Origin of the sequence: Glycomyces sp. NPDC048151, assembly GCF_043202775.1 — a bacterium.
Lineage (GTDB): Bacteria > Actinomycetota > Actinomycetes > Mycobacteriales > Micromonosporaceae > Glycomyces.
Map to the genome: position 1 here is coordinate 537,112 of NZ_JBIDBB010000001.1, position 19,335 is coordinate 556,446.

General features: G+C 70.1%; 15 protein-coding genes, 1 tRNA gene and 1 pseudogene. 10 read left to right on the top strand and 7 right to left on the bottom strand.

Translation table 11 applies throughout. The features are described from left to right. Nucleotides 1–89: 89 nt before the first annotated feature. Complete coding sequence (locus tag ACGGCP_RS02505; RefSeq protein ID WP_392959970.1) at nucleotides 90–1,337, bottom strand: glycoside hydrolase family 27 protein; 1,248 nt, start codon at nucleotides 1,335–1,337, stop codon at nucleotides 90–92. Nucleotides 1,338–1,575: 238 nt separating this feature from the next. Between ACGGCP_RS02505 and ACGGCP_RS02510 the strand changes: the two genes are divergently transcribed. From ACGGCP_RS02510 to ACGGCP_RS02525, 4 genes are all read left to right on the top strand, one after another. Then, nucleotides 1,576–1,652: transfer RNA gene (locus tag ACGGCP_RS02510), tRNA-Phe, on the top strand. 142 nt (nucleotides 1,653–1,794) lie between these two features. After that, nucleotides 1,795–2,829, top strand: a complete 1,035-nt coding sequence (locus ACGGCP_RS02515; RefSeq protein WP_392959973.1) for an SAM-dependent methyltransferase — start codon at nucleotides 1,795–1,797, stop codon at nucleotides 2,827–2,829. 112 nt (nucleotides 2,830–2,941) lie between these two features. Then, the gene (locus tag ACGGCP_RS02520) at nucleotides 2,942–4,993 is read left to right on the top strand and encodes a serine/threonine protein kinase (protein WP_392959976.1); all 2,052 of its coding nucleotides are present in this window, start codon (nucleotides 2,942–2,944) and stop codon (nucleotides 4,991–4,993) included. A 234-nt stretch (nucleotides 4,994–5,227) separates the two neighbouring features. Continuing rightward, nucleotides 5,228–5,701 carry a MarR family winged helix-turn-helix transcriptional regulator gene (locus tag ACGGCP_RS02525; RefSeq protein ID WP_392959979.1) on the top strand — a complete coding sequence of 158 codons (474 nt, stop codon included), beginning with the start codon at nucleotides 5,228–5,230 and terminating at the stop codon, nucleotides 5,699–5,701. A gap of 1 nt (nucleotide 5,702) precedes the next feature. Here the strand turns inward: ACGGCP_RS02525 and ACGGCP_RS02530 are convergent, their stop codons facing one another. Next, the gene (locus ACGGCP_RS02530) at nucleotides 5,703–7,082 is read right to left on the bottom strand and encodes an aldehyde dehydrogenase family protein (protein ID WP_392959982.1); all 1,380 of its coding nucleotides are present in this window, start codon (nucleotides 7,080–7,082) and stop codon (nucleotides 5,703–5,705) included. 162 nt (nucleotides 7,083–7,244) lie between these two features. Between ACGGCP_RS02530 and ACGGCP_RS02535 the strand changes: the two genes are divergently transcribed. Continuing rightward, a complete protein-coding gene (locus tag ACGGCP_RS02535) occupies nucleotides 7,245–8,345 on the top strand; it encodes a calcium:proton antiporter (RefSeq protein ID WP_392959984.1) in 1,101 nt (366 codons plus the stop codon). Here ACGGCP_RS02535 and ACGGCP_RS02540 read toward each other — a convergent pair. Further along, nucleotides 8,342–9,118 carry a sulfite exporter TauE/SafE family protein gene (locus ACGGCP_RS02540; RefSeq protein WP_392960427.1) on the bottom strand — a complete coding sequence of 259 codons (777 nt, stop codon included), beginning with the start codon at nucleotides 9,116–9,118 and terminating at the stop codon, nucleotides 8,342–8,344. The two genes, ACGGCP_RS02535 and ACGGCP_RS02540, sit on opposite strands and share 4 nt — an antisense overlap. A 101-nt stretch (nucleotides 9,119–9,219) precedes the next feature. Between ACGGCP_RS02540 and ACGGCP_RS02545 the strand changes: the two genes are divergently transcribed. Beyond that, a complete protein-coding gene (locus ACGGCP_RS02545) occupies nucleotides 9,220–9,819 on the top strand; it encodes a helix-turn-helix domain-containing protein (protein WP_392959986.1) in 600 nt (199 codons plus the stop codon). A 258-nt stretch (nucleotides 9,820–10,077) separates the two neighbouring features. On the opposite strand, the gene ACGGCP_RS02550 is transcribed toward ACGGCP_RS02545, so the two are convergent. Next, a complete protein-coding gene (locus ACGGCP_RS02550) occupies nucleotides 10,078–11,547 on the bottom strand; it encodes a catalase (protein ID WP_392959989.1) in 1,470 nt (489 codons plus the stop codon). A 158-nt stretch (nucleotides 11,548–11,705) separates the two neighbouring features. On the opposite strand from ACGGCP_RS02550, the gene ACGGCP_RS02555 reads away from it, so the two are divergent. The 4 genes and pseudogenes from ACGGCP_RS02555 to ACGGCP_RS02570 all read left to right on the top strand — a co-directional run bounded on the left by ACGGCP_RS02555 (nucleotide 11,706) and on the right by ACGGCP_RS02570 (nucleotide 15,724). Then, nucleotides 11,706–12,125, top strand: coding sequence for a Fur family transcriptional regulator (locus ACGGCP_RS02555; protein WP_392959992.1), 420 nt, complete (start codon nucleotides 11,706–11,708; stop codon nucleotides 12,123–12,125). Nucleotides 12,126–12,372: 247 nt separating this feature from the next. Continuing rightward, complete coding sequence (locus ACGGCP_RS02560) at nucleotides 12,373–13,818, top strand: alanine/glycine:cation symporter family protein (protein WP_392959995.1); 1,446 nt, start codon at nucleotides 12,373–12,375, stop codon at nucleotides 13,816–13,818. 44 nt (nucleotides 13,819–13,862) lie between these two features. After that, a pseudogene (nhaA, locus tag ACGGCP_RS02565) lies at nucleotides 13,863–15,170 on the top strand (Na+/H+ antiporter NhaA); the annotation flags it as partial. A gap of 164 nt (nucleotides 15,171–15,334) precedes the next feature. After that, on the top strand, nucleotides 15,335–15,724 hold the full coding sequence (locus ACGGCP_RS02570; protein WP_392960429.1) for a DUF3151 domain-containing protein: 390 nt from the start codon (nucleotides 15,335–15,337) through the stop codon (nucleotides 15,722–15,724). Between the two features lie 92 nt (nucleotides 15,725–15,816). Here the strand turns inward: ACGGCP_RS02570 and ACGGCP_RS02575 are convergent, their stop codons facing one another. The 3 genes from ACGGCP_RS02575 to ACGGCP_RS02585 form a co-directional block, all read right to left on the bottom strand. Next, the gene (locus ACGGCP_RS02575) at nucleotides 15,817–16,311 is read right to left on the bottom strand and encodes a Rieske (2Fe-2S) protein (protein ID WP_392959997.1); all 495 of its coding nucleotides are present in this window, start codon (nucleotides 16,309–16,311) and stop codon (nucleotides 15,817–15,819) included. Nucleotides 16,312–16,513: 202 nt separating this feature from the next. Beyond that, nucleotides 16,514–17,641, bottom strand: coding sequence for an acyl-CoA dehydrogenase family protein (locus ACGGCP_RS02580; protein ID WP_392960000.1), 1,128 nt, complete (start codon nucleotides 17,639–17,641; stop codon nucleotides 16,514–16,516). 10 nt (nucleotides 17,642–17,651) lie between these two features. Then, nucleotides 17,652–19,172: an acyl-CoA carboxylase subunit beta gene (locus ACGGCP_RS02585; protein ID WP_392960002.1), complete on the bottom strand. Its 1,521-nt coding sequence runs from the start codon at nucleotides 19,170–19,172 to the stop codon at nucleotides 17,652–17,654. Nucleotides 19,173–19,335: the final 163 nt, after the last annotated feature.

A 19,335-nucleotide genomic window follows, 5' to 3' on the forward strand; every position in this document is an offset into this window, starting at 1 on the left:
GACTACTGCAACCACTGCACACCGGCCGCCGACGCGGCGGTCGCAGCACGACTACCGCTGGGGCGCAACGGCCCCGGGCCGACGGCCGCTCAGGACAGGCGGAACAGCGCCGCGCTATGGGGCTGGAGCTTCGCCCGCAGGTGATCGCCGGGCACGATGTCCGAGCGGCTCCAGCAGTCCCGCACCTCGGCCGGCTGGTCCAGTCCCAGTGAGGCCCACGGCAGCTGCAGCTCGGCAGCCTCGGCGCCCCGGTTGAAGACGGCCGCGAAGGCGCCGTCCTCCGAGGCCCAGGCCACGTGCCGCCCCTCGCGCCAGACCTCCCGGGCCCCGGCGGGGTGCCGTTGGGCCGCGAGGACTTCGGGGTTGGTGAGCAGTTCGATCGTTTCAGCGCTCGACGTGGGCAGGTCGGCGCCGACCATGAGCGGCGAGCGGGCGATGCACCACAGGGTGAGCATGGTCTGCTGCTCGTCGGGGGTGAGCAGGCTCTGGCGGGGCTCGCCGACTTCGGCGCGGATGCCCATGTGGCCCAGGGGGAGCATGTCGGCGTCGGGCCAGTGGCCGGGGCCCGCGAAGGGGGCCCAGTCGCGGAGGAGGTCGAACTGGGCGTCGATGTCGCGCCAGCGGTCCCACAGGTCCGCGGAGATGCGCCACAGGTGGGAGTGGGCCTGGAGGTGCTGGGCGTGTTCGGTGGAGAGGCTCATGCCGGGGGAGAGGCTGAGCACGATGTCGCGGTCGGCGCGGTCGACCGCGTGCCAGAAGGCCTCGACCTCGTCCTCCCAGTAGGGGGCGATCATGTCGTCGGCCTTGATGTAGTCGACGCCCCAGTCGGCGAACTGGCGGACGAGCGCGTCGTAGTAGGCCTGGCCGCCGGGGTGGGAGTGGTCGATGCCCCAGTTGTCGTCGATCCAGGAGGAGACCCGCTCGCGGTCGGGGATCTGCGCGGCTGAGTACTCGCTGCCCTTGATGGGGGTGTCGGCGGCGACGGCCTGGCGGGGGACTCCGCGGAGGATGTGGACGCCGAACTTCAGGCCCAGGGAGTGGACGTAGTCGGCGAGGGGTTTGAACCCGGCGCCGCCCGCGGCGGAGGGGAAGCGGTTGGGGGCGGGCTGGGGGAGGCCGTACTCGTCGAGGGTGAGGCGGGTTCCGAGGTTGTAGCCGCCGGCGCGGGCCGCGGGGTCGTACCACTGGATGTCGACGACCACGTACTCCCAGCCGTGCCCGGCCATGTGCTCGGCGATGAAGGCGGCGTTGGCGCGGGTCTCGGCCTCGGTGACCGAGGTTCCGAACACGTCCCATGAGTTCCAGCCCATGGGTGGGATGGCAGCGAGTCGGGTCACAGAAACCTCCTCGGGGGTCGGGTCCCATTACGCTACCCGCGTCCTCCAGTGGCCGTGATCACGCCTCCGGAAGGGGTTGCGGCCCTTGGGTTCGGCCTGTTCAGGGGCGTGGCGCGGGGGCGGCGGCAGGACCGGGGGCGGGCAGGGGCCGGGGTCACGTCGGCGGCAATACCGCATGGAGCGTGTGACCGGGGGTGCTGTACAGTGTTCACGGCGGTGCGCACATGACGCGCCTCCTGGCCAGGTAGCTCAGTTGGTACGAGCGACCGCCTGAAAAGCGGTAGGTCGCCGGTTCGATCCCGGCCCTGGCCACCAGATCGATCCCCGTTTACCAGGACTCGCGTCCCGGTGGCGGGGATTCTTTTTGCTCGGCCGGCGCCGGCGGGCCGATGAATACACTGTTCGCGAACGTCCCCAGACGCGGCGGGCGTCCGCGCGACCTCGAGGGGCTGCCCGCATGGCGACACGTAAGACGCTGCTTTCGATGGCGGCCGATTCCTGGCCGGTCGCCAAGGACGAGCTGCTCCGTCATGTCGAGGACGTCGTCGAGGTCCGGCGGGTCGGTGAGGAGTCGGCGGTTCTGGAGGCCGAACGCACTGGTGTCAGGGATCTGGCTCTGCTTGCTCGGCGGGTGCCCCTTGTCTTTCCCCGGCATCTGACGGATGTCGTAGCTGAATACGACCATGCCGCCGAGGGTTTGGAGGCGGTCGTCGACCTGGTCGACTCGGCGCTTCGGGAGCAGGCGGTCGGTGACGAGGTCTCGCTGCAGATCTGGTTGAGCGGCAAGACGTCGTACAAGTTCAGCCAGCAGGACGCCTGGGCCGGGGCTTCACGGGTGCTTTCCGAGCGGGGGTATTCCGTCACCCGGGCGGGGGGTTCGGTCGTCGTCTCAGTTTGCTTTACGCCTAAGACCGCGATCGTCGGGGTGAACCGTGTGTCGGACAGCCTTTCCTCCTGGCCCGGCGGGGAGGTGCGGCTTTCGAAGTCGCCCGAGCAGGTCTCCCGCGCGGAGTTCAAGCTCGAGGAGCTGTTCAAGGTCTTCCCGATCGACGAGGGGATCGACCCGAAGGGCGCCGCTCTCGACTACGGGGCCGCTCCCGGCGGGTGGACTCGGATTCTTGCCGGGCGGGGGTATCGGACCACCGCCGTGGACCCAGGGGACCTCGATGCGCGGGTCCTGGAGCTGCCCGGGGTGGTCCATGTCCGGACCACTGCCGGGAACTTCCTGCGGGAGAGCGATGAGCGGTTCGATCTGATCGTCAACGACATGAAGATGAGCCCCGACCGCTCCAGCCGCCTCATGGTCGACTCCGCGCGGCTCCTCAAGTCCTTCGGCGTCGCCGTCACGACGCTGAAGACCGGCAGCCACCGCGTGCTCGAGCAGATCGACGAGGCCTTCGCGATCCTCGGCGCCGAGTACGACATCGAGTTCGCGAGGCAGCTGCGGCACAACCGGAACGAGATCACGGTCGTGCTCCGCCGGTTCGGGTGACCGCGACCTGGCCTGAAACGGGGATATAGGCGTCGGCTCGTCATGACAGAGTTGTGACGGGGGGTTCTAGCGTTGCGCATCATTGGGAACCGCCGAATTCAGGAGCCGTCGCATGAAGCCACTCCGCGCCGACGACCCGCGGGAGGTCGGGCCGTACCGGGTACTCGCCGAACTCGGCGAGGGCGGCATGGGCCGCGTCCTCCTCGCCGCCGCCGGCGACGGGCAGCTGGTGGCGCTCAAGGTCATGCGCCCCCACCTCATGCACGACCCGCAGTTCCGGTACCGGTTCCGCCGCGAGGTCATCACCTCCCGGGAGGTGGCCGCGAGCCGCTGGACGGCAGGGGTGCTGGCCTCCGACGAGCACGCCCCCTCGCCTTGGCTCGCTTCCGAGTTCTTCCACGGGCCGACCCTCGCGGAGGCCCTGAGCGCCAACGGACCCTTGGACGAAGCGTCGGCGCGGCGGTTGATGCACGGGCTCGCCTCCGCGCTCGCCGAGATCCACTCCTTCGGCGTCGTGCACCGGGACCTCAAGCCCTCCAACGTGATCCTCACCGACGACGGCGTGCGCCTCATCGACTTCGGGATCGCCCGCGCCATGGAGGAGGCGGGCGGCGAGGCCTCGATCACCCAGACAGGCGCGCTCATCGGCGCGCCCGCGTTCATGTCGCCCGAGCAGATCGCACGCCAGGACATCGGTCCCGCGTCCGACCTGTTCTCCTTGGGCACCACCGTGATCACCGCGGCCACCGGCGCGAACCCCTTCGACGCCGAGGCGCTGTACGAGATCATGAACCGGGTCGTGAACGGCGATCCCGGCCTGGACCGGTTGCCGGAGGCCCTGCGCTATCTCGTCGAGCCGTGCGTCCGCAAGCAGCCGCAGGAGCGCGTCACCGCCGCCGAGCTGGTCCTGCGCATCGGGGAGCCCCTCGCCGCGCCCTGGCCGCCCGCGATCGCCGCGGTCGAGCAGCGCCAGCGCGCCGAGGTCGCCGACCTGGCGCGCCGCCACGGCTGGGACACGCAGGTGCGTCCGAACCGGACGGTCGTGGTGTTCGGTCCCGGTTTCGTCGCGGCGCAGCCGCAGGCGGGGCTTTCTGAGCCGTCGACGGTCGCCTATTCGCCGGTGCCTCCCGGCGGGTATCCGTCTGCGCCGCAGCAGTATTCGCCGGTCGCGCCGGGGTATGCGCCTGCTGGTCCGGGGTTCGCTCCGGCGGGCGGGCCGGTGCTGCCTCCGGGGGGCCCGTATCTGCCGCCGCAGGGGCGGCAGCCGGACCGGACGATGCTGTACGCGGCGCTCGCGGTGGTGGCGGTCGTGGTGATCGCGCTGATCGTGATCCTGCCGAACCTGGGTGGTGAAGGCGGGGAGGATCCGGATGCGGCCCTGAGCGAGGGCGTCTCGTCGGACGAGTCCTCCGACGGTGAGGATTCGGGTCTGGGCGGCGAGGAGACCGATCCGGAGACGGACCCGGTCGAGACGGAGACGGATCCGGTGGCCGGCGCGGTGGTGGGCGACTGCTTCTGGGACTACGGGGATGCGACGACCGCTGACCTGGAGCCTTCGGATTGCGAGGACGGGAGTTTCGAGGTCGTCGACATCTATTACGACACCACGGATCTGGCGTCGTGCGATGCGGTGGACGACATGACGACGAGTGTGTCGTCGTCGGCGGGGAACCTGGTGCTGTGCCTGAGTTACCTGCACCCGAACGGGGACGCGTACCACGCTGAGGTCGGCGAGTGCGTGTACGGCCCGAACGACTCGGTTTCGGAGTGGTATCCGCTGGACTGCCAGGAGGGCGCGTTCGAGGTGCTGGAGCGCCTTGAGGGCGTGAGTGATCCGGCGTCGTGCTCGGAGTCGGTGTACTACAACCAGAACTACACGTTCACGACCGGGTATGAGTATCTGGACGTGGTGCTGTGTCTGAAGATGATCTATCCGGACGACATGGGGTATGCGGTGCAGGACGACTGCATGTCGATGTCGGGGGATCCGGATGCGGGGACGGCGCTGTTCTACTTCGCTGACTGCGGGAGTGCGAACACGTATGTGACGGGCCGGGTGAACGAGTACGAGAACCTGGAGTGGTGCGGTGACGACGGGTGGAGTACGTGGGAGAACTCGGATTTCCCGGATCACGCGTACACGGTCTGCTGGCGGTACCTCTAGTCCTCAGTGGATTCAAGAGGTTGGCTGTTTCCCACAGTTCGCTTGGGAGCGTGCGTGTTCAGTGCGAACCGGCCCTGCGCTAGCGCGCGCAAGCGGGTTGGTATGATCTTTGCAGACTTGTCTTCGAGGGGTATGGGCCCTGGCCGGTGGCGACACCGGCCAGGGCTCTTTTCCGTCCCCGGCCGGGGAACCGCATCGTTAGTGGCGCTAACGCCGCTCGGGTAGGGTGGTCCCATGGACACCGACGCTGAACTGCGGTTCGACCAGGGCGACGCGACGCCCGAGCGCCTCAAACGCCAGATCCAGCGCCTCACGGGCATGACGAGCGCGCAGATGGGCAAGGTCTCCGGCGGCGCCCTCGCCGACGTCGGCGCCCGCAAGGACCACTACGTCGTGCTCGCCGCGCTGGCCGAGCTGGGCCCGGCGAGCCAGTCGCAGCTGTCGGACCGCACCCGCGTCTACCGCAGCGACCTCGTCGCGGTCCTCAACGAGCTCGAGGGTGCGGGCCTGATCCGCCGCGACCCGGACCCGGCCGACAAGCGCCGCAACGTCATCACGATCACCGGCCCGGGCGGGAAGCGCCTCGCCGAACTGGACGCGGTCCTCGAAGGGGTCAACGAGCGGATCCTGGCGCCGCTGAGCGGGGCCGAGCGCCGGGAGCTGTTCCGGCTGCTCGGCGTCGTCAACGCGCACCTCGCGAGCGGCTGAGTCAGCGCAGGCGCCGCAGCACCTGCTCCTTGATCGCGGTGAACGGCGGGTACACGACCTTCAGCGTGTCGGGCGCGAGCGGCTTGTCCAGTACCGACTTCGCGTGGCTGAACGTCTCGATGGACGCCTTCCCGTGGTACGCGCCGAGCCCGGAGTGCCCGACCCCGCCGAACGGCAGGCCCGGGACGTCGATGTGCGCCATCGGGACGTTGAACCCGACGGCGCCGGAGGAGGTGCGCGTGAGGATCTTGCGGCGCGTCAGGTCCGAGCCGGTGAACGCGTACAGCGCGAGCGGCTTCTCGCCCTTGTTGACGAACGCGATCGCGTCGTCGAGGGTGTCGACGGCGAGGATCGGCAGGATCGGCCCGAACACCTCCTCGCCCATGACCGCGTCGTCGGGGGTGATGTCGGCGAGCACGGTCGGCGCGATGTATTTCTCGTCCCGGTTGCGCCCGCCGCCGCACACGAGGCGGCCCTCGTCGAGGAACGGCGCGAGCCGGTCGTACGCGCGGTGGTCGATGATGCGGCCGTAGTCGGGGCTGTCGGCGGGCGCGTGCCCGTACATCTCCCGGACGGCCTCGGCGAGGTGCTTCTCCAGCTCGGGGCCGGTGCCGTCGACGGCGAGCACGTAGTCGGGGGCGATGCACGTCTGCCCGGCGTTCATGAACTTGCCCCAGGCGATGCGCCGCGCCGCGGTCGCCAGGTCCGCGCCGGGTTCGACGATCGCGGGGCTCTTGCCGCCCAGTTCGAGCGTGACGGGCGTCAGGTGCTCGGCCGCGGCCTTGGCGACGATCCGCCCCACGCGCGCCGACCCTGTGAAGAAGATGTGGTCGACCCGTTCGGCCAGGAGCGCCTCGGTCGCCTTGGGCCCGCCCTGGACGACGGCGACTGCGTCGGGGTCGAGGTACTCGCCGATGAGCCGCTCGAGGACGGCCGCGGTCGTGTTCGCGGCCTCGCTCGGCTTCACGACGACCGCGTTCCCGCAGGCCAGCGCGCCCGCGAGCGGCGCCAGGAGCAGCTGCACGGGGTAGTTGAACGGCCCGATGACGGTGACGACGCCGAGCGGTTCGCGCAGCACGTACGCCTTCGCGGGCTGCAGGTGCGGGGGCGTGTAGACCCGCTTGGGCCGGAACCAGGTCCGCAGGTGCTTGCGCAGGGCCCGCACTTCGGCGGCGACGAAGTCGATCTCGGCGAGGAACGACTCGGGGGCGGCTTTGCCGAGGTCGGCGCGCAGCGCGTCGGCGAGTTCGTCCCCGGCTTCGCGCACCATCCTGTCGAGGCCCTTGAGCTGCTCCAGCCGCCACGGGAGGGGCTTGGTGCGGCCGGTGGCGTAGTGGGCGCGGAGCCGTTCGACGGCGGCGCGGATGTCGTTGCCGGTCATGACATGAGCCTAGCGGGCACCGGTTCCGGGCGGGAGTACCGTCCGGCGGCGCGACCCTCCAATGCTGCCAGGGACAATGGGGACGATCAACGGTTTGTGGGCGGTTCCATCCGATCTGTGAACATGCACTGTCGGGCCGCCCGTTTGTGAAACCATGCGCCCATGGCCGCCGTCACGAGAAACCCGCTGCTCTCCTGGACCGTCATCGCACCGATCCTGGGGATGGCGGTGCTGGCCGCGGTCTGGGGCCGGGACCTCGGCGCGTTCTGGGTCGTCCTCGCGGCGGTGGCGCTCATCGCGACGGTGCTCGCGGCCGTGCACCACGCGGAGGTCGTCGCCCACCGCGTCGGCGAACCGTACGGGTCGCTCGTGCTGGCCGTCGCGGTCACGGTCATCGAGGTGGCGTTGATCGTCACGGTGATGGCCGCTGGCGGCGACGACGCCTCGACGCTCGCCCGCGACACCGTGTTCGCGGCGGTCATGATCACCACGAACGGCATCATCGGCATCGCGCTCCTGGTGGGCGCGCTCAAGTTCGGGTTCACGCACTTCAACCCGGAGGGCTCGGGCGCGGCGCTCGCGACGGTGGCGACGCTCGCGACCCTCGGCCTGGTCCTGCCGACGTTCACGACGAGCGAGTCGGGCCCGGAGTACTCCACGTCCCAGCTGGTGTTCGCGGCGCTGGCGTCGTTGTCGCTGTACGGCCTGTTCGTGTTCACGCAGACGCTGCGGCACCGCGACTTCTTCCTCCCGGTCACCGAGGAGGGCCGTGCGATCCGCGAGGACGACCACGCGGACCCGCCGAGCGGGAGGACCGCCCTGCTGAGCTTGATCATGCTGCTGGTCGCGCTGGTGGGCGTGGTCGGCCTGGCGAAGATGGAGTCCCCGGCGATCAAGGCGGGCGTGCTCGCGGCCGGGTTCCCGGCCTCGTCGGTGGGCGTGGCGATCGCGCTGCTGGTGCTGCTGCCGGAGTCGATCGCGGCGATCCGGGCGGCGACGCGCCAGCGCATCCAGACGAGCATCAACCTGGGCTACGGTTCGGCGATCGCCTCGATCGGTTTGACGATCCCGGTGATCGCGGTGGCGTCGTTCTGGATGGACGGCCCGCTGCTGCTGGGCCTGGGTTCGACGGAGATCGTGCTGCTGGGCCTCACTGTGGTCGTGAGCGTCCTGACGGTGGTGCCGGGGCGGGCGACGCGCCTGCAGGGCGGGGTGCACCTGGTGTTGCTGGCGGCGTACCTGTTCCTGGCCGTGAACCCTTAGTTCCAGGCTTTCCAGACGTCCCAGCTCAGCCGGGCCAGGAGCGCGAGGACGACGACGACGAGGACGGCGCGCACGAACTTGCTGCCCTTGGACATCGCGGTGTGGGCGCCGAACCAGGCGCCGAGCATGGTGCCCAGGCCCATGACGGCGCCCAGGAGCCACCAGATGTTGTCCTGCAGCGCGAAGACGACGAGCGCGCCGAGGTTGGTGGTCACGTTGACCACTTTCGTGTGGGCGGCCGCGGCGAGGAAGTCCATGCCGTAGATCGTGGTGAACGCGACGGCGAGGAAGATCCCGGTGCCGGGGCCGATGATGCCGTCGTAGAACGCGATGAGCAGGCCGCAGACGACGAGGACGGCGACGCCGCGCCAGCGTGTGCGCAGTTCCGGGCGTGCCTCGAGGCCGAGCTGGGGTTTGGCGGCGACGAGGACGAGCACGGCGAGGAGGACGGCGATGATGACGGGTTTCAGCGCCTCCGAGGAGACGGCGAGGGCCGCGAACGCGCCGGCGCCGGAGCCGAGGAGGGCGAGGCCGACGGTGGGCCACAGGAGCCGGTGCTCGAGTTTGATCTTGCGGGCGTAGGCGATCGCGGAGGTCGCGGTCCCGAAGACCGACGCCATCTTGTTCGTGCCCAGCATGAGCGCGGTGGGGGCTGTGGGGAAGGCCACCAGGAGCACGGGGAGTTGGATGAGGCCGCCGCCGCCGACGACCGCGTCGACCCATCCGGCGAAGATCGCCGCGGCGATGAGCAGGGCGAACAGGCCGGGGTCGATGTCGAAGGGCACCACGCCAAGTTACTTGCCGCGCGGCTGGCAGACACGCCGATGAGGTGAGGAACACGTGTCGGTGTGTAATCGTCTGATATCAACAGGTCATGGACATGACGAAGCCTATGACCCACTTGGTGAAACGCGGCTACGAGTATACGTTCGACCCCGATGAGCAGCAGCGGCGGAACCTGGAGGAGACGCTCGAAGCGGTTCGGGCCGTGTACAACTGGTCGCTGTCGGTGTTCCAGCGCGAATGGCGCGCGAAGGGGGAGAAGATCTCGTACGCCGAGATCTCGGCCCGTCTCACCAAGTGGAAGAACCAGCCCGCGAACCGCTGGGTCAAGGTCTATTCGTCGGTGCCGCTGCAGCAGATCGCCCGGCAGCTCCACACCGAGTACCACTCGTTCCTCAACGGCCGCAGCCGTGAACCGGTGCCGAAGGAGCACGGCGAGCAGACGCAGCTGGTGTACTCGCGCGCCGGGTACTACCTGAAGGGCCGGGAGGTGAAGCTCGCGAAGCACAAGGCGCCCTTGGACATCATGTGGGGCCTGGAGCGGCCCAGCCGCGACGACATCACCTCGATCACCGTCAACCGCGAGAGTGACGGGCGCTGGATGCTGTGGATCGTGGCCGAGGAGTTCATCGAGGTGCCCCGGCAGAAGCCGCCGGAATGCGGCGAGTGCGGGCGGGTCCTGGAGGACTAGCCCCGCGAAGCGGACGGGCCCGGCGGTGCACCACCGCCGGGCCGCTTCGCGTTCCGGGCCGCCTTCGGGCCCGGAACGCGAAGCGGCCCGGCCGGGGTGCCCTTCCCAAGGCCCCGGCCGGGCGCGTGACCCGTGCTCCGGCGCTTCCGACAGGGGGCTGCCGGCGCGCGGGTCGTTGTCGAAAAACCGCGGGCCCGGCGGCTTCTTTCTGTGGGCCCGAGGCTCTCGGCGTCTTACTTGCGCAGCTCCGCCACGCTCTTACTTGCGCAGCTCCGCCACGGCGGCGGCGAGGCGCTTGCCGTAGTTCTCGTCGGCCTTCGCGAAGTTCGCGATGGCGCGCTCGGCGATGTCGTCGCGGCTGACCTTCGCGATGAACCCGGAGAGGTTGGCGATGAGGCGGTCCTGCTCGTCCTCGCTCATGAGGCGGTAGAGCTTGCCGGCCTGGACGTAGTCGTCGTCCTCGGCGTGCTTGGGGGTCTCCCACTCGCCGGTCTGGCCGCTGAGCTGCGACGGGCCCCACAGGGGCTGGCCGGTCTCGTACGGGCCGCCGAACGAGTTCGGCTCGTAGTTCTTCTGCCCGCCGTGGCGGCCGTCGTAGCCCAGCCCGTCGCGGTTGCCGTTGCGCGCCTCGGTGGCGTGCGGGCGGTTCACCGGCAGGTGGTCGGCGTTGATGCCGACGCGGTAGCGGTGCGCGTCGCCGTAGGCGAACAGGCGGCCCTGGAGCATCTTGTCGGGCGAGGGGCCGATGCCCGGCACGAAGTGCGCGGGGGAGAAGATCGACTGCTCGACCTCGGCGAAGATGTTCTGCGGGTTGCGGTTGAGCTCGAGCTTGCCGATGGTGATGCGCGGGTAGTCCTCGTTGAGCCACACCTTGGTGAGGTCGAACGGGTTGTACCGGTAGGCGGCGGCCTCGGCGGCGGGCATGATCTGCACCTGCACGGTCCAGGACGGGAACTCGCCGCGCTCGATCGACTCGCGCAGGTCGCGCTGGTGGGAGTCGGGGTCCTCGCCCGCGAGCTTGTTGGCCTCGTCCTGGGTGAGGTTCTTGATGCCCTGGTCGGTCTTGAAGTGGTACTTCACCCAGAACTGCTCGCCGGCCTCGTTGACCCACTGGAAGGTGTGGGAGCCGAAGCCGTCCATGTGGCGGTAGGACGCGGGGATGCCGCGGTCGCCGAACAGCCAGGTGACCTGGTGGGTCGACTCGGGGGAGAGGCTCCAGAAGTCCCAGACGTTGTCGGCCTCCTGCGAACCGGTGTACGGGTCGCGCTTCTGGGTGTGGATGAAGTCGGGGAACTTGATGGCGTCGCGGATGAAGAACACCGGGGTGTTGTTGCCGACGAGGTCGTAGTTGCCCTCTTCGGTGTAGAACTTCAGGGCCCAGCCGCGCGGGTCGCGGCGGGCGTCGGCGCCGCCGAGGGAGTCGGCGACGGTGGAGAACCGCAGGAACGTCTCGGTCTCCTTGCCCACCTGGGAGAGGAACTTCGCCTTCGTGTACTTCGTGACGTCGGCGGTCACGGTGAAGGTGCCGTAGGCGCCCGCGCCGCGCGCGTGGACGACGCGCTCGGGGATGCGCTCGCGGTTGAAGTGCGCGAGCTTCTCCAGCAGCACCTGGTCCTGGATGAGCAGGGGCCCGCCGACGCCGGCGGCCTCGCTCTGGTTGTTGTTGGAGATCGGCGCGCCGGACTCGGTGGTCAGCGGCCCAGCAGTGTTGTCGAACTGCTCGCTCATGGCTCAGGCCCTCTCTAGCTGTTCACGGCTGTACTTGTTCTGAGACTGGATCCTAGCTTAGACTAGTTCTAAACTAAGAACCAGTCCCAGGTAAGGAGTGCCACAGCGTTTCGCCTGCTAGAGTGGATTCCAATGCCCCGACCGCGTGAGAGAACAGCATGAGCGACCTCGTTACCCGCCTACGGCGCCACAACTGGCGCATCACGCCTCAGCGACGTGTCATCGCCGAGACCCTTGAGGGCTCCCACGTGCACTTCACCGCCGAGGAGATCCTCGAGCGCGCCGTCGAGCGCATGCCCGAGCTCTCCCGCGCCACGGTCTACAACACGCTCAACGAGATGGTCGCGCTCGGCGAGGTCCTTGAGCTCACCCTCGACGGCCGTTCGAAGCGGTACGACCCGAACGCCGACCACGAGCACCACCACCTCATCTGCGAGGGCTGCGGTCTCATGAAGGACGTGCACGCCATGGCCGACCCGGTCGACTGGCTGCCCGGCGACGAGCGCCACGGCTTCAGCGTCACCCGCGCCTCGATCACCTACCGGGGCCTGTGCCCCGAGTGTCAGGCGGGTTCGTAAGGGGCGCAAGCCCTCTCCCGGCGGCGTCGGCGCGGTCGGCGACTGTCGCGCTCTAGTCGCGCTTCGGCGACGATACGGTCACGGCCATCGCTTTGCCTTGCCTTGTCCTGTTCTGCTCCGTTATCGTCATCGGGCCGCCTCGCCTGCGAATCCCAGCGAGCACCCTCGGCGGACCGCTAGGTTCAGGCCACGAGCCTGACCGCCCGACCGCAGGCCCCGCCTGCGCGCCTGACCGAAGGAGCCCGAAGTGGACCTGCTGCTGTCCTGGAACGACCGGTACTGGGCCTGGGTGGTCATCCCGCTCATCGTCGCCACGAGCCTGCTCTACCTGGTGTTGACCAGGGGCGTGCAGTTCCGGCTGTTCGGGCAGATGATCCGGGGCCTGCGCGAGGACCCGGGCGAGGGCACCGAGGGCCACCGGAAGGTCTCCCCGTTCCAGGCGTTCGCGATCTCCTCGGCGGCCCGCGTGGGCACCGGCAACATCGTGGGCGTCTCGACGGCGATCGCCGTCGGCGGGCCGGGCGCGGTCTTCTGGATGTGGATCATGGCGATCACCGTGGCCGCCACCGCGTTCGCGGAGTCGACGCTCGCGCAGGTCTACAAGGAGCGCACCCCCGAGGGCTTCAAGGGCGGGCCGTCCTACTACATGAAGCACGGCCTGAAGGCGCCCTGGCTCGGCGCGGTCTTCGCCGTCGTCCTCATCTTCACGTACCCGTTCTCCTTCAACATGGTGCAGGCCAACACGTTCACCGGCGCGGTGAACGACTCCCTCGACGGGATGGGCGTCGACACCGGCTCGACGACCACGTGGGTCATCGCGGTGGTCCTCGCCGCGGTCACCGCCGTCGTCGTCTTCGGCGGGCTCCAGCGCATCGCGCACTTCGCGCAGCTCGCCGTCCCGGTCATGGCCCTGGTCTACCTCGGGCTCGGCACCGCGATCGTCATCATCAACGCCGACGAGCTGCCCGGCGCGATCGCGAGCATCTTCAACTCCGCGTTCGGCATCGAGGAGTTCGCCGGGGCCGCGCTCGGCACCGTGATCATCCAGGGCGTGCGCCGCGGCATGTTCTCCAACGAGGGCGGCATGGGCTCGGCGCCGAACGCGGGCGCGACCGCCACGGTCAGCCACCCGGTGAAGCAGGGCCTGACGCAGGCGTTCGGCGTCTACTTCGACACGATCCTCATCTGCTCGATCTCGGCGTTCATCATCCTCACCACGAACCCGGTGTACGGCGACCCGGACGTCAACCTCGTCACCCGCGGCGTCGACGCGGCGCTCGGCGGCTGGGCGCTGCAGGTCATGGCGCTCATCCTGGTGCTCTTCACGTTCACGTCGGTGATCGGCAACTACTTCTACGGCGAGACGAGCGTCCGGTACCTGCGCGACAGCCGCTGGACCGTCGGGGCGCTGCGCGTCGCCGTCGTGGGCCTGGTCCTGGTCGGCTCGGTCGCGTCCCTCCAGACGGTGTGGAGCATCGCCGACGTGACCATGGGCGTCATGGCCACCGTCAACCTCGTCGCCGTCCTCGGCCTCACCGGCGTCACCGTGAAGGTGCTGCGCGACTACGACCGGCAGCGCAAGGCCGGGCTCGACCCGGTGTTCACCCGCGACTCGGTGCCCGGCCTGACCGGGCTCCAGGTGTGGGAGCCGGAGCAGGCGGCGGCGCCGGTGGCCGGGGCCTCCGAAAAGTGACGACCCGACTCGGCTTTGCGTGACGCATCGATAGGCTCACCCGCATGACGCAGTCGAAGGAACCCTGGAAGTCGCCGATCTGGCGGGACGAGCCCGCATTCCTGTACTCGCGCCGCCCGCTCGCCCGCTACGTCGGCCGCCCCGCCGCCGAGTTCCTCAAGATCGAACCCGCCGCCGGCGTCGTGCTCGTCGTCTGCGCCGTCCTCGCGATGCTGTGGGCGAACTCGCCGTGGGCCGACTCCTACGAGGCCGTGTGGGGCCTCGACATCACGTTCGCGTTCGGGGACTTCGAACTCCACCACACGCTGCAGGACTGGATCAACGACGGCCTCATGGCCATCTTCTTCTTCGTCGTCGGCGTCGAGATCAAGAGCGAGATCGTCTCCGGGGAGCTCTCCAACCCGCGCAACGCGGTCCCGCCGATCGCCGCCGCGCTCGGCGGCATGGCCGCCCCCGCGCTCCTCTACGCGGCCCTGAACGCGGGCGGCGAAGGAGCGGGCGGCTGGGGCATCCCCATGGCCACCGACATCGCCTTCGCCGTCGGCGTCCTCGCCCTCTTCGGCTCCCGCATCCCCTCGGCCGCAAGGATCTTCCTGCTCACCCTCGCGATCGTCGACGACCTCGGCGCGATCGCCGTCATCGCCGTCTTCTACACCGACGACCTGTCGATGTCCTGGCTCGCCGTCGCCGGGGGCCTCGTCGCCGTCGCGATCCTCCTGCGGATCCTCAACGTCTGGTCCGGGCCCGTCTACCTGGTCATCGGCGTGCTCCTGTGGGTCGCGATGCTCGAATCGGGCGTCCACGCGACCATCGCGGGCGTCGTCATGGGCCTCATCATCTCCGCCAAGCCCCTCCTCGACCCGCAGGTGGCGACCGCCAAAGCCCAGGAGATGGCCGAGGACCGGCACCTCAGCGCCGAGGAGACCGAGCAGCTCGTCAAGTACGCGCGCGACGCCGTGCCCCCGACCGAGCGCATCCAGGCCCGCAACCACCGGTTCTCCTCGTTCGTCGTGCTCCCCCTGTTCGCCCTCGCCAACGCGGGCGTCGCGCTCTCCTCCGACCTGTTCGCGACCGCGCTCACCTCCACCGTCACGCTCGGCATCATCCTCGGCCTGGTCGTCGGCAAACTCGTCGGCATCACCGCCGTCACGTGGGTCGTCGTCAAGCTCGGGTGGGGCCGCATGCCCACCGGCACCACCTGGCCGCTGCTCGCCGCGATCGCGATGGTCGCCGGCATCGGCTTCACGGTGGCGCTGTTCATCACCGAGCTCGCGTTCGGCGGCGGCGACGCCCAGCTCCTCACCGACGAGGGCAAGATCGGCGTCCTTTGCGCGTCGTTCCTCGCCGCGATCCTCGGCGCCCTCGCCGTCCACCTCACCGCGCCCAAGGCCGCGCAGGAGGCCGACGACGACCAGGCTGTGGAGGACGCCGCGAACGCGGGGTTAGGCTTGGCCGACTGCTTTTCACAGCGACTCGACCCTAGAGTGAGGACAGCGTATTGGCTCCGCAGAATCTCATGTCCCAGCCTCCGGCGACGAAGCTGCCCGAGGACGACGAGGCCAGGAAGTTCCTCGACGAGCACACGCCCGAGGACACGGTCCGCCGCTTCCCGTGGTTCTGCGCCGCCTGGGCGCGCCTGGCGAAGAACGCCCTGGAGTCGGGCGACGACGTCGCCGCGTACGCCTTCGCGCGCACCGGCTACCACCGCGGCCTCGACCAGCTGCGCCGCAGCGGCTGGAAGGGCCACGGCCCGATCCCCTGGGACCACAAGCCGAACCGCGGGTTCCTCAAGTCCCTGCACCAGCTCTCGCGCGCCGCGGCCGCGATCGGCGAGGCCGACGAGGCCGCCCGCTGCGCCCAGTTCCTGCGCGACTCGGACCCGGCCGCGGCCGACGCCCTGACGTAGCAGACCGTCCACAGTGACCCGCCGGAGAGGCGGGCCGCGGACGCGAAAGCGGCCGGGAAGCGAAAGCTCCCCGGCCGCCGCCGCTCATATGCCTAAGCCAGCGAGATCTGGCCGTCCTCCACGGTGATCTCCACTGCGGACAGACCGGTCTCCGCCGGGCCCTCCTCCAGCTCGCCGTCGATCGTCCACGTCGACTGGTGCCGGGGGCAGACGATGTTGCCGTCCGCGTCCGGGGCGTCCACGATCGCGCCCTGGTGCGGGCAGACCGCCGAGAACGCCAGGAACTCGTCGGCGGTCGGCTGCACGATCACCGTCTCGTCCACGACGATCCCGCCGCCCACCGGCACGTCCGCGGTCGCCGCGATCCCCGTGCTCCCCGTCCCGCCCGTCGAGCCCTCCGCGGAGGTCCCGGCGTCGGTCGAACCCGTCGTCGACTCGGTGCCGTTGGGGGACTCGGCAGTGCCGCAGGCCGCGAGCGCGCCCGCCGCCCCCAGCCCGGCCAGCCCGCACATCACGCCGCGCCGCGAGCTGACGCCCTTGGCCAGCACGTGCTTCGCCAGATCGGATCCGGCCCTGGTGTCGGTCATTGTCAAGCTCCTTAGCGCTGAGGGGCGCCGTGCCCGGTCCTGGCTGCCTGCGAGCCGGTGCCGTGCGTCGCGACGCCTGCGGCCGCAACGCTAACGCCCGAATGCCGAGCTTGTCACGCGTTGGGCGCGGAAAGCAAGGATTTTAGTTGAAGCTTCATCAAGTTCTCAGGAAGCTCACAGACCCCCGCGCCCACCCCGGCCGCTACAGCCCCAGCGAACGCGCGATGAGCATGCGCTGCACCTCGTTCGTGCCCTCCCCGATCTCCAGCACCTTGCAGTCGCGCCACGCCCGCGCCACCGGCGTCTCGTTCATGAACCCGTACCCGCCGAAGATCTGCGTCGCCTCCCGCGCGTTCTCCACCGCCGCCTGCGACGCGTGCAGCTTCGCCAGCGCCGCGTCCGTCCCGAACGGCTCGCCCGCGTCCGCCTTCACCGCCGCGTCCTGCCACGCCAGCCGCGACGTGTGCGCGCGCAGCCGCATGTCCGCGAGCATGAACGCGATCGACTGGTTCTCCGCGATCGGCCGCCCGAACGCCTCCCGCTCCTTCGCGTGCACCAGCGCCTCGTCCAGGCAGCCCTGCGCCGAACCCGTCGCCAGCGCCGCGAGCGCCACCCGCCCCGCGTCGAGCAGCTCCAGGAACTGGACGAAGCCGCGGCCGCGCTGGCCGACGAGGTTCGCCTCGGGGACGCGGCAGCCGTCGAAGTAGACGGGCCTGGTGTCGGAGGCGCGCCAGCCGACCTTCGAGTACTCGGGTCCGATCTCGAGCCCGGGGGTGCCCGGTTCGACGGCGATGCAGGAGACCTCGCCGGGGCCGGTCTGGGCGGTGGCGATGATGAGGTCGGTCATCTCGGTGCCCGCGTTGGTGATGAAGCACTTCGCGCCGTCGATGACCCATTCGCCGCCTTCCAGGCGGGCCTTGGTGTCGGTGTGCCCGGCGTCGGTGCCGCCGCCGGGCTCGGTGAGCGCGAACGCGACCAGGCCCTGGCCCGCGGCGAGGCGCGGGAGCCATTTGGTCTGCTGCTCGGGGGTGCCGTAGCGGGCGATGCCCTCGGCGCCGAGGGTCACCGACGCTTCGACGGTGACGGCGACGGAGGCGTCGATGCGGGCGATCTCCTCGAGGGCGAGGCCGAGCATGAACAGTCCGGCGCCGGCGCCGCCGTGCTCCTCGGGGAGGGTGACGCCGAGGACGCCGAGTTTGCCGAGCCCGCGGACGAGGTCGGCGGGGAACTCGCCGCGTTCGTAGAAGTCGCCGATGACGGGCTTGATGTGCTCCTGGGCGTACGCGCGGACGGCGGCGGCGAATTCGGTCTGCTCGAGGTCGAGTTTCATGGCTGTGCTCCTACACCGGTGTGATCGGGTGTCTGCGTTCTGCGAACCGGCGGTCCTTGTGGGTCAGCCGGCGGTATCGGGCGATGAGGTCGTCGCGGAGGTGTGCGGGCTCGACGATGTCGTCGACGACGAGTTCCCCTGCGAGCCTGCGCAGGTCGACGTCGGCTTCGTACTCGGCCCGCTTGTCGGCGACGAACTGCTCGCGCTGGGCGGGGTCGTCGATCTGGGCGATCTTGTTGGCGTACACGGCGTTCACGGCCGCTTCGGCGCCCATGACGGCGATGCGCGCCGTCGGGAGGGCGAGGGTGGCGTCGGAGCCGAACGCGGGTCCGGCCATGGCGTACAGGCCCGCGCCGTAGGCCTTGCGGACGACGACGCACAGCTTCGGCACCGTCGCCTCGGCTACGGCTGCGATCATCTTCGCGCCGTGGCGGATGATGCCGCCGTGCTCGACGGCCGAGCCGACCATGAAGCCGGGGACGTCGGCGAGGAACAGCAGCGGCACGTTGAACGCGTCGCAGGTGGCGACGAACCGGGCGGCCTTGTCGGCGGAGTCGGAGAAGAGGACGCCGCCGCGCACGGCCGAGTTGTTCGCGACGATGCCGAGGGGCCTGCCGTCGAGCCGGGCGAACGCGGTGACGAGCTCCCCGGCCCAGCGGGCCTGGACTTCCAGGACCGAGTCGCGGTCGACGAGGCCGTCGACGAAGGCGTGCATGTCGAACGGCGCGGACTCGCTCGCCGGGACCACCGAGGCGAGGTCCACCGGCAGCGGCGGCCGGGCCGCGCGCACCGGCGCGGGCTGCGTCCAGTTCGACGGCAGGTAGGACAGCCAGCGCCGGACCGACGCGATCGCCTCGTCCTCGTTGCGGCACAGGAAGTGCCCGACGCCGGACTGCTCGCAGTGGACGCGGGCGCCGCCCATGTCCTCCAGGGTGGTCTTCTCGCCGGTGACCATCTCGACCATGCGGGGGCTGCCGAGGTACATGGAGGCGTTGCCGTCGACCATGGCGACGATGTCGCAGAACGCCGGGATGTACGCGCCGCCCGCGGCGCTGGGGCCGAACAGGGCGCAGGCCTGCGGGATGCGGCCGGAGGCGCGGACCTGCTCGTGGAAGATCCGCCCGGCGCCGCGGCGGCCGGGGAAGAGCTGGACCTGGTCGGTGATGCGGGCGCCCGCGGAGTCGACGAGGTAGACGATCGGGTGCTGCTCGAGCTGGGCGGCCTCGACGGTGCGGATGATCTTCTCCACGGTGCGGGCGCCCCAGGACCCGGCCTTGACGGTGGAGTCGTTGGCGACGAGGCGGATCGGGCGGCCCTGGACGGTCGCGGTGCCGACGACGACGCCGTCCGCGGGGAGGGACGGGTCGGGGTTGGCCCAGAGGTTGTCCTCGCGGAAGGAGTCGGGGTCGCAGAGGCGGCGGATGCGTTCGCGCGCGTGGTACTTGCCCGCGGCGGCCGCGGCCTGGTGGTACTTGTCGGCCCCGCCGCGCTCGATCCGCTCGCGCTCCGCCGGGTAGTCCCCGAATTCCACGGCACGGCCTCCTTGCCGGAACAGTGTTCCTTAACGATCGTTAAGGTAAGCATATTGTGTCCCGCCGACCCCCGCCTGTCAACGCATTCCCGCCCCCGGTCATTCACTGACTTACCGGCAAGAGCGTTCGCCCCCGGCCGGGCAGACAGTCAGCCGCCCGGCC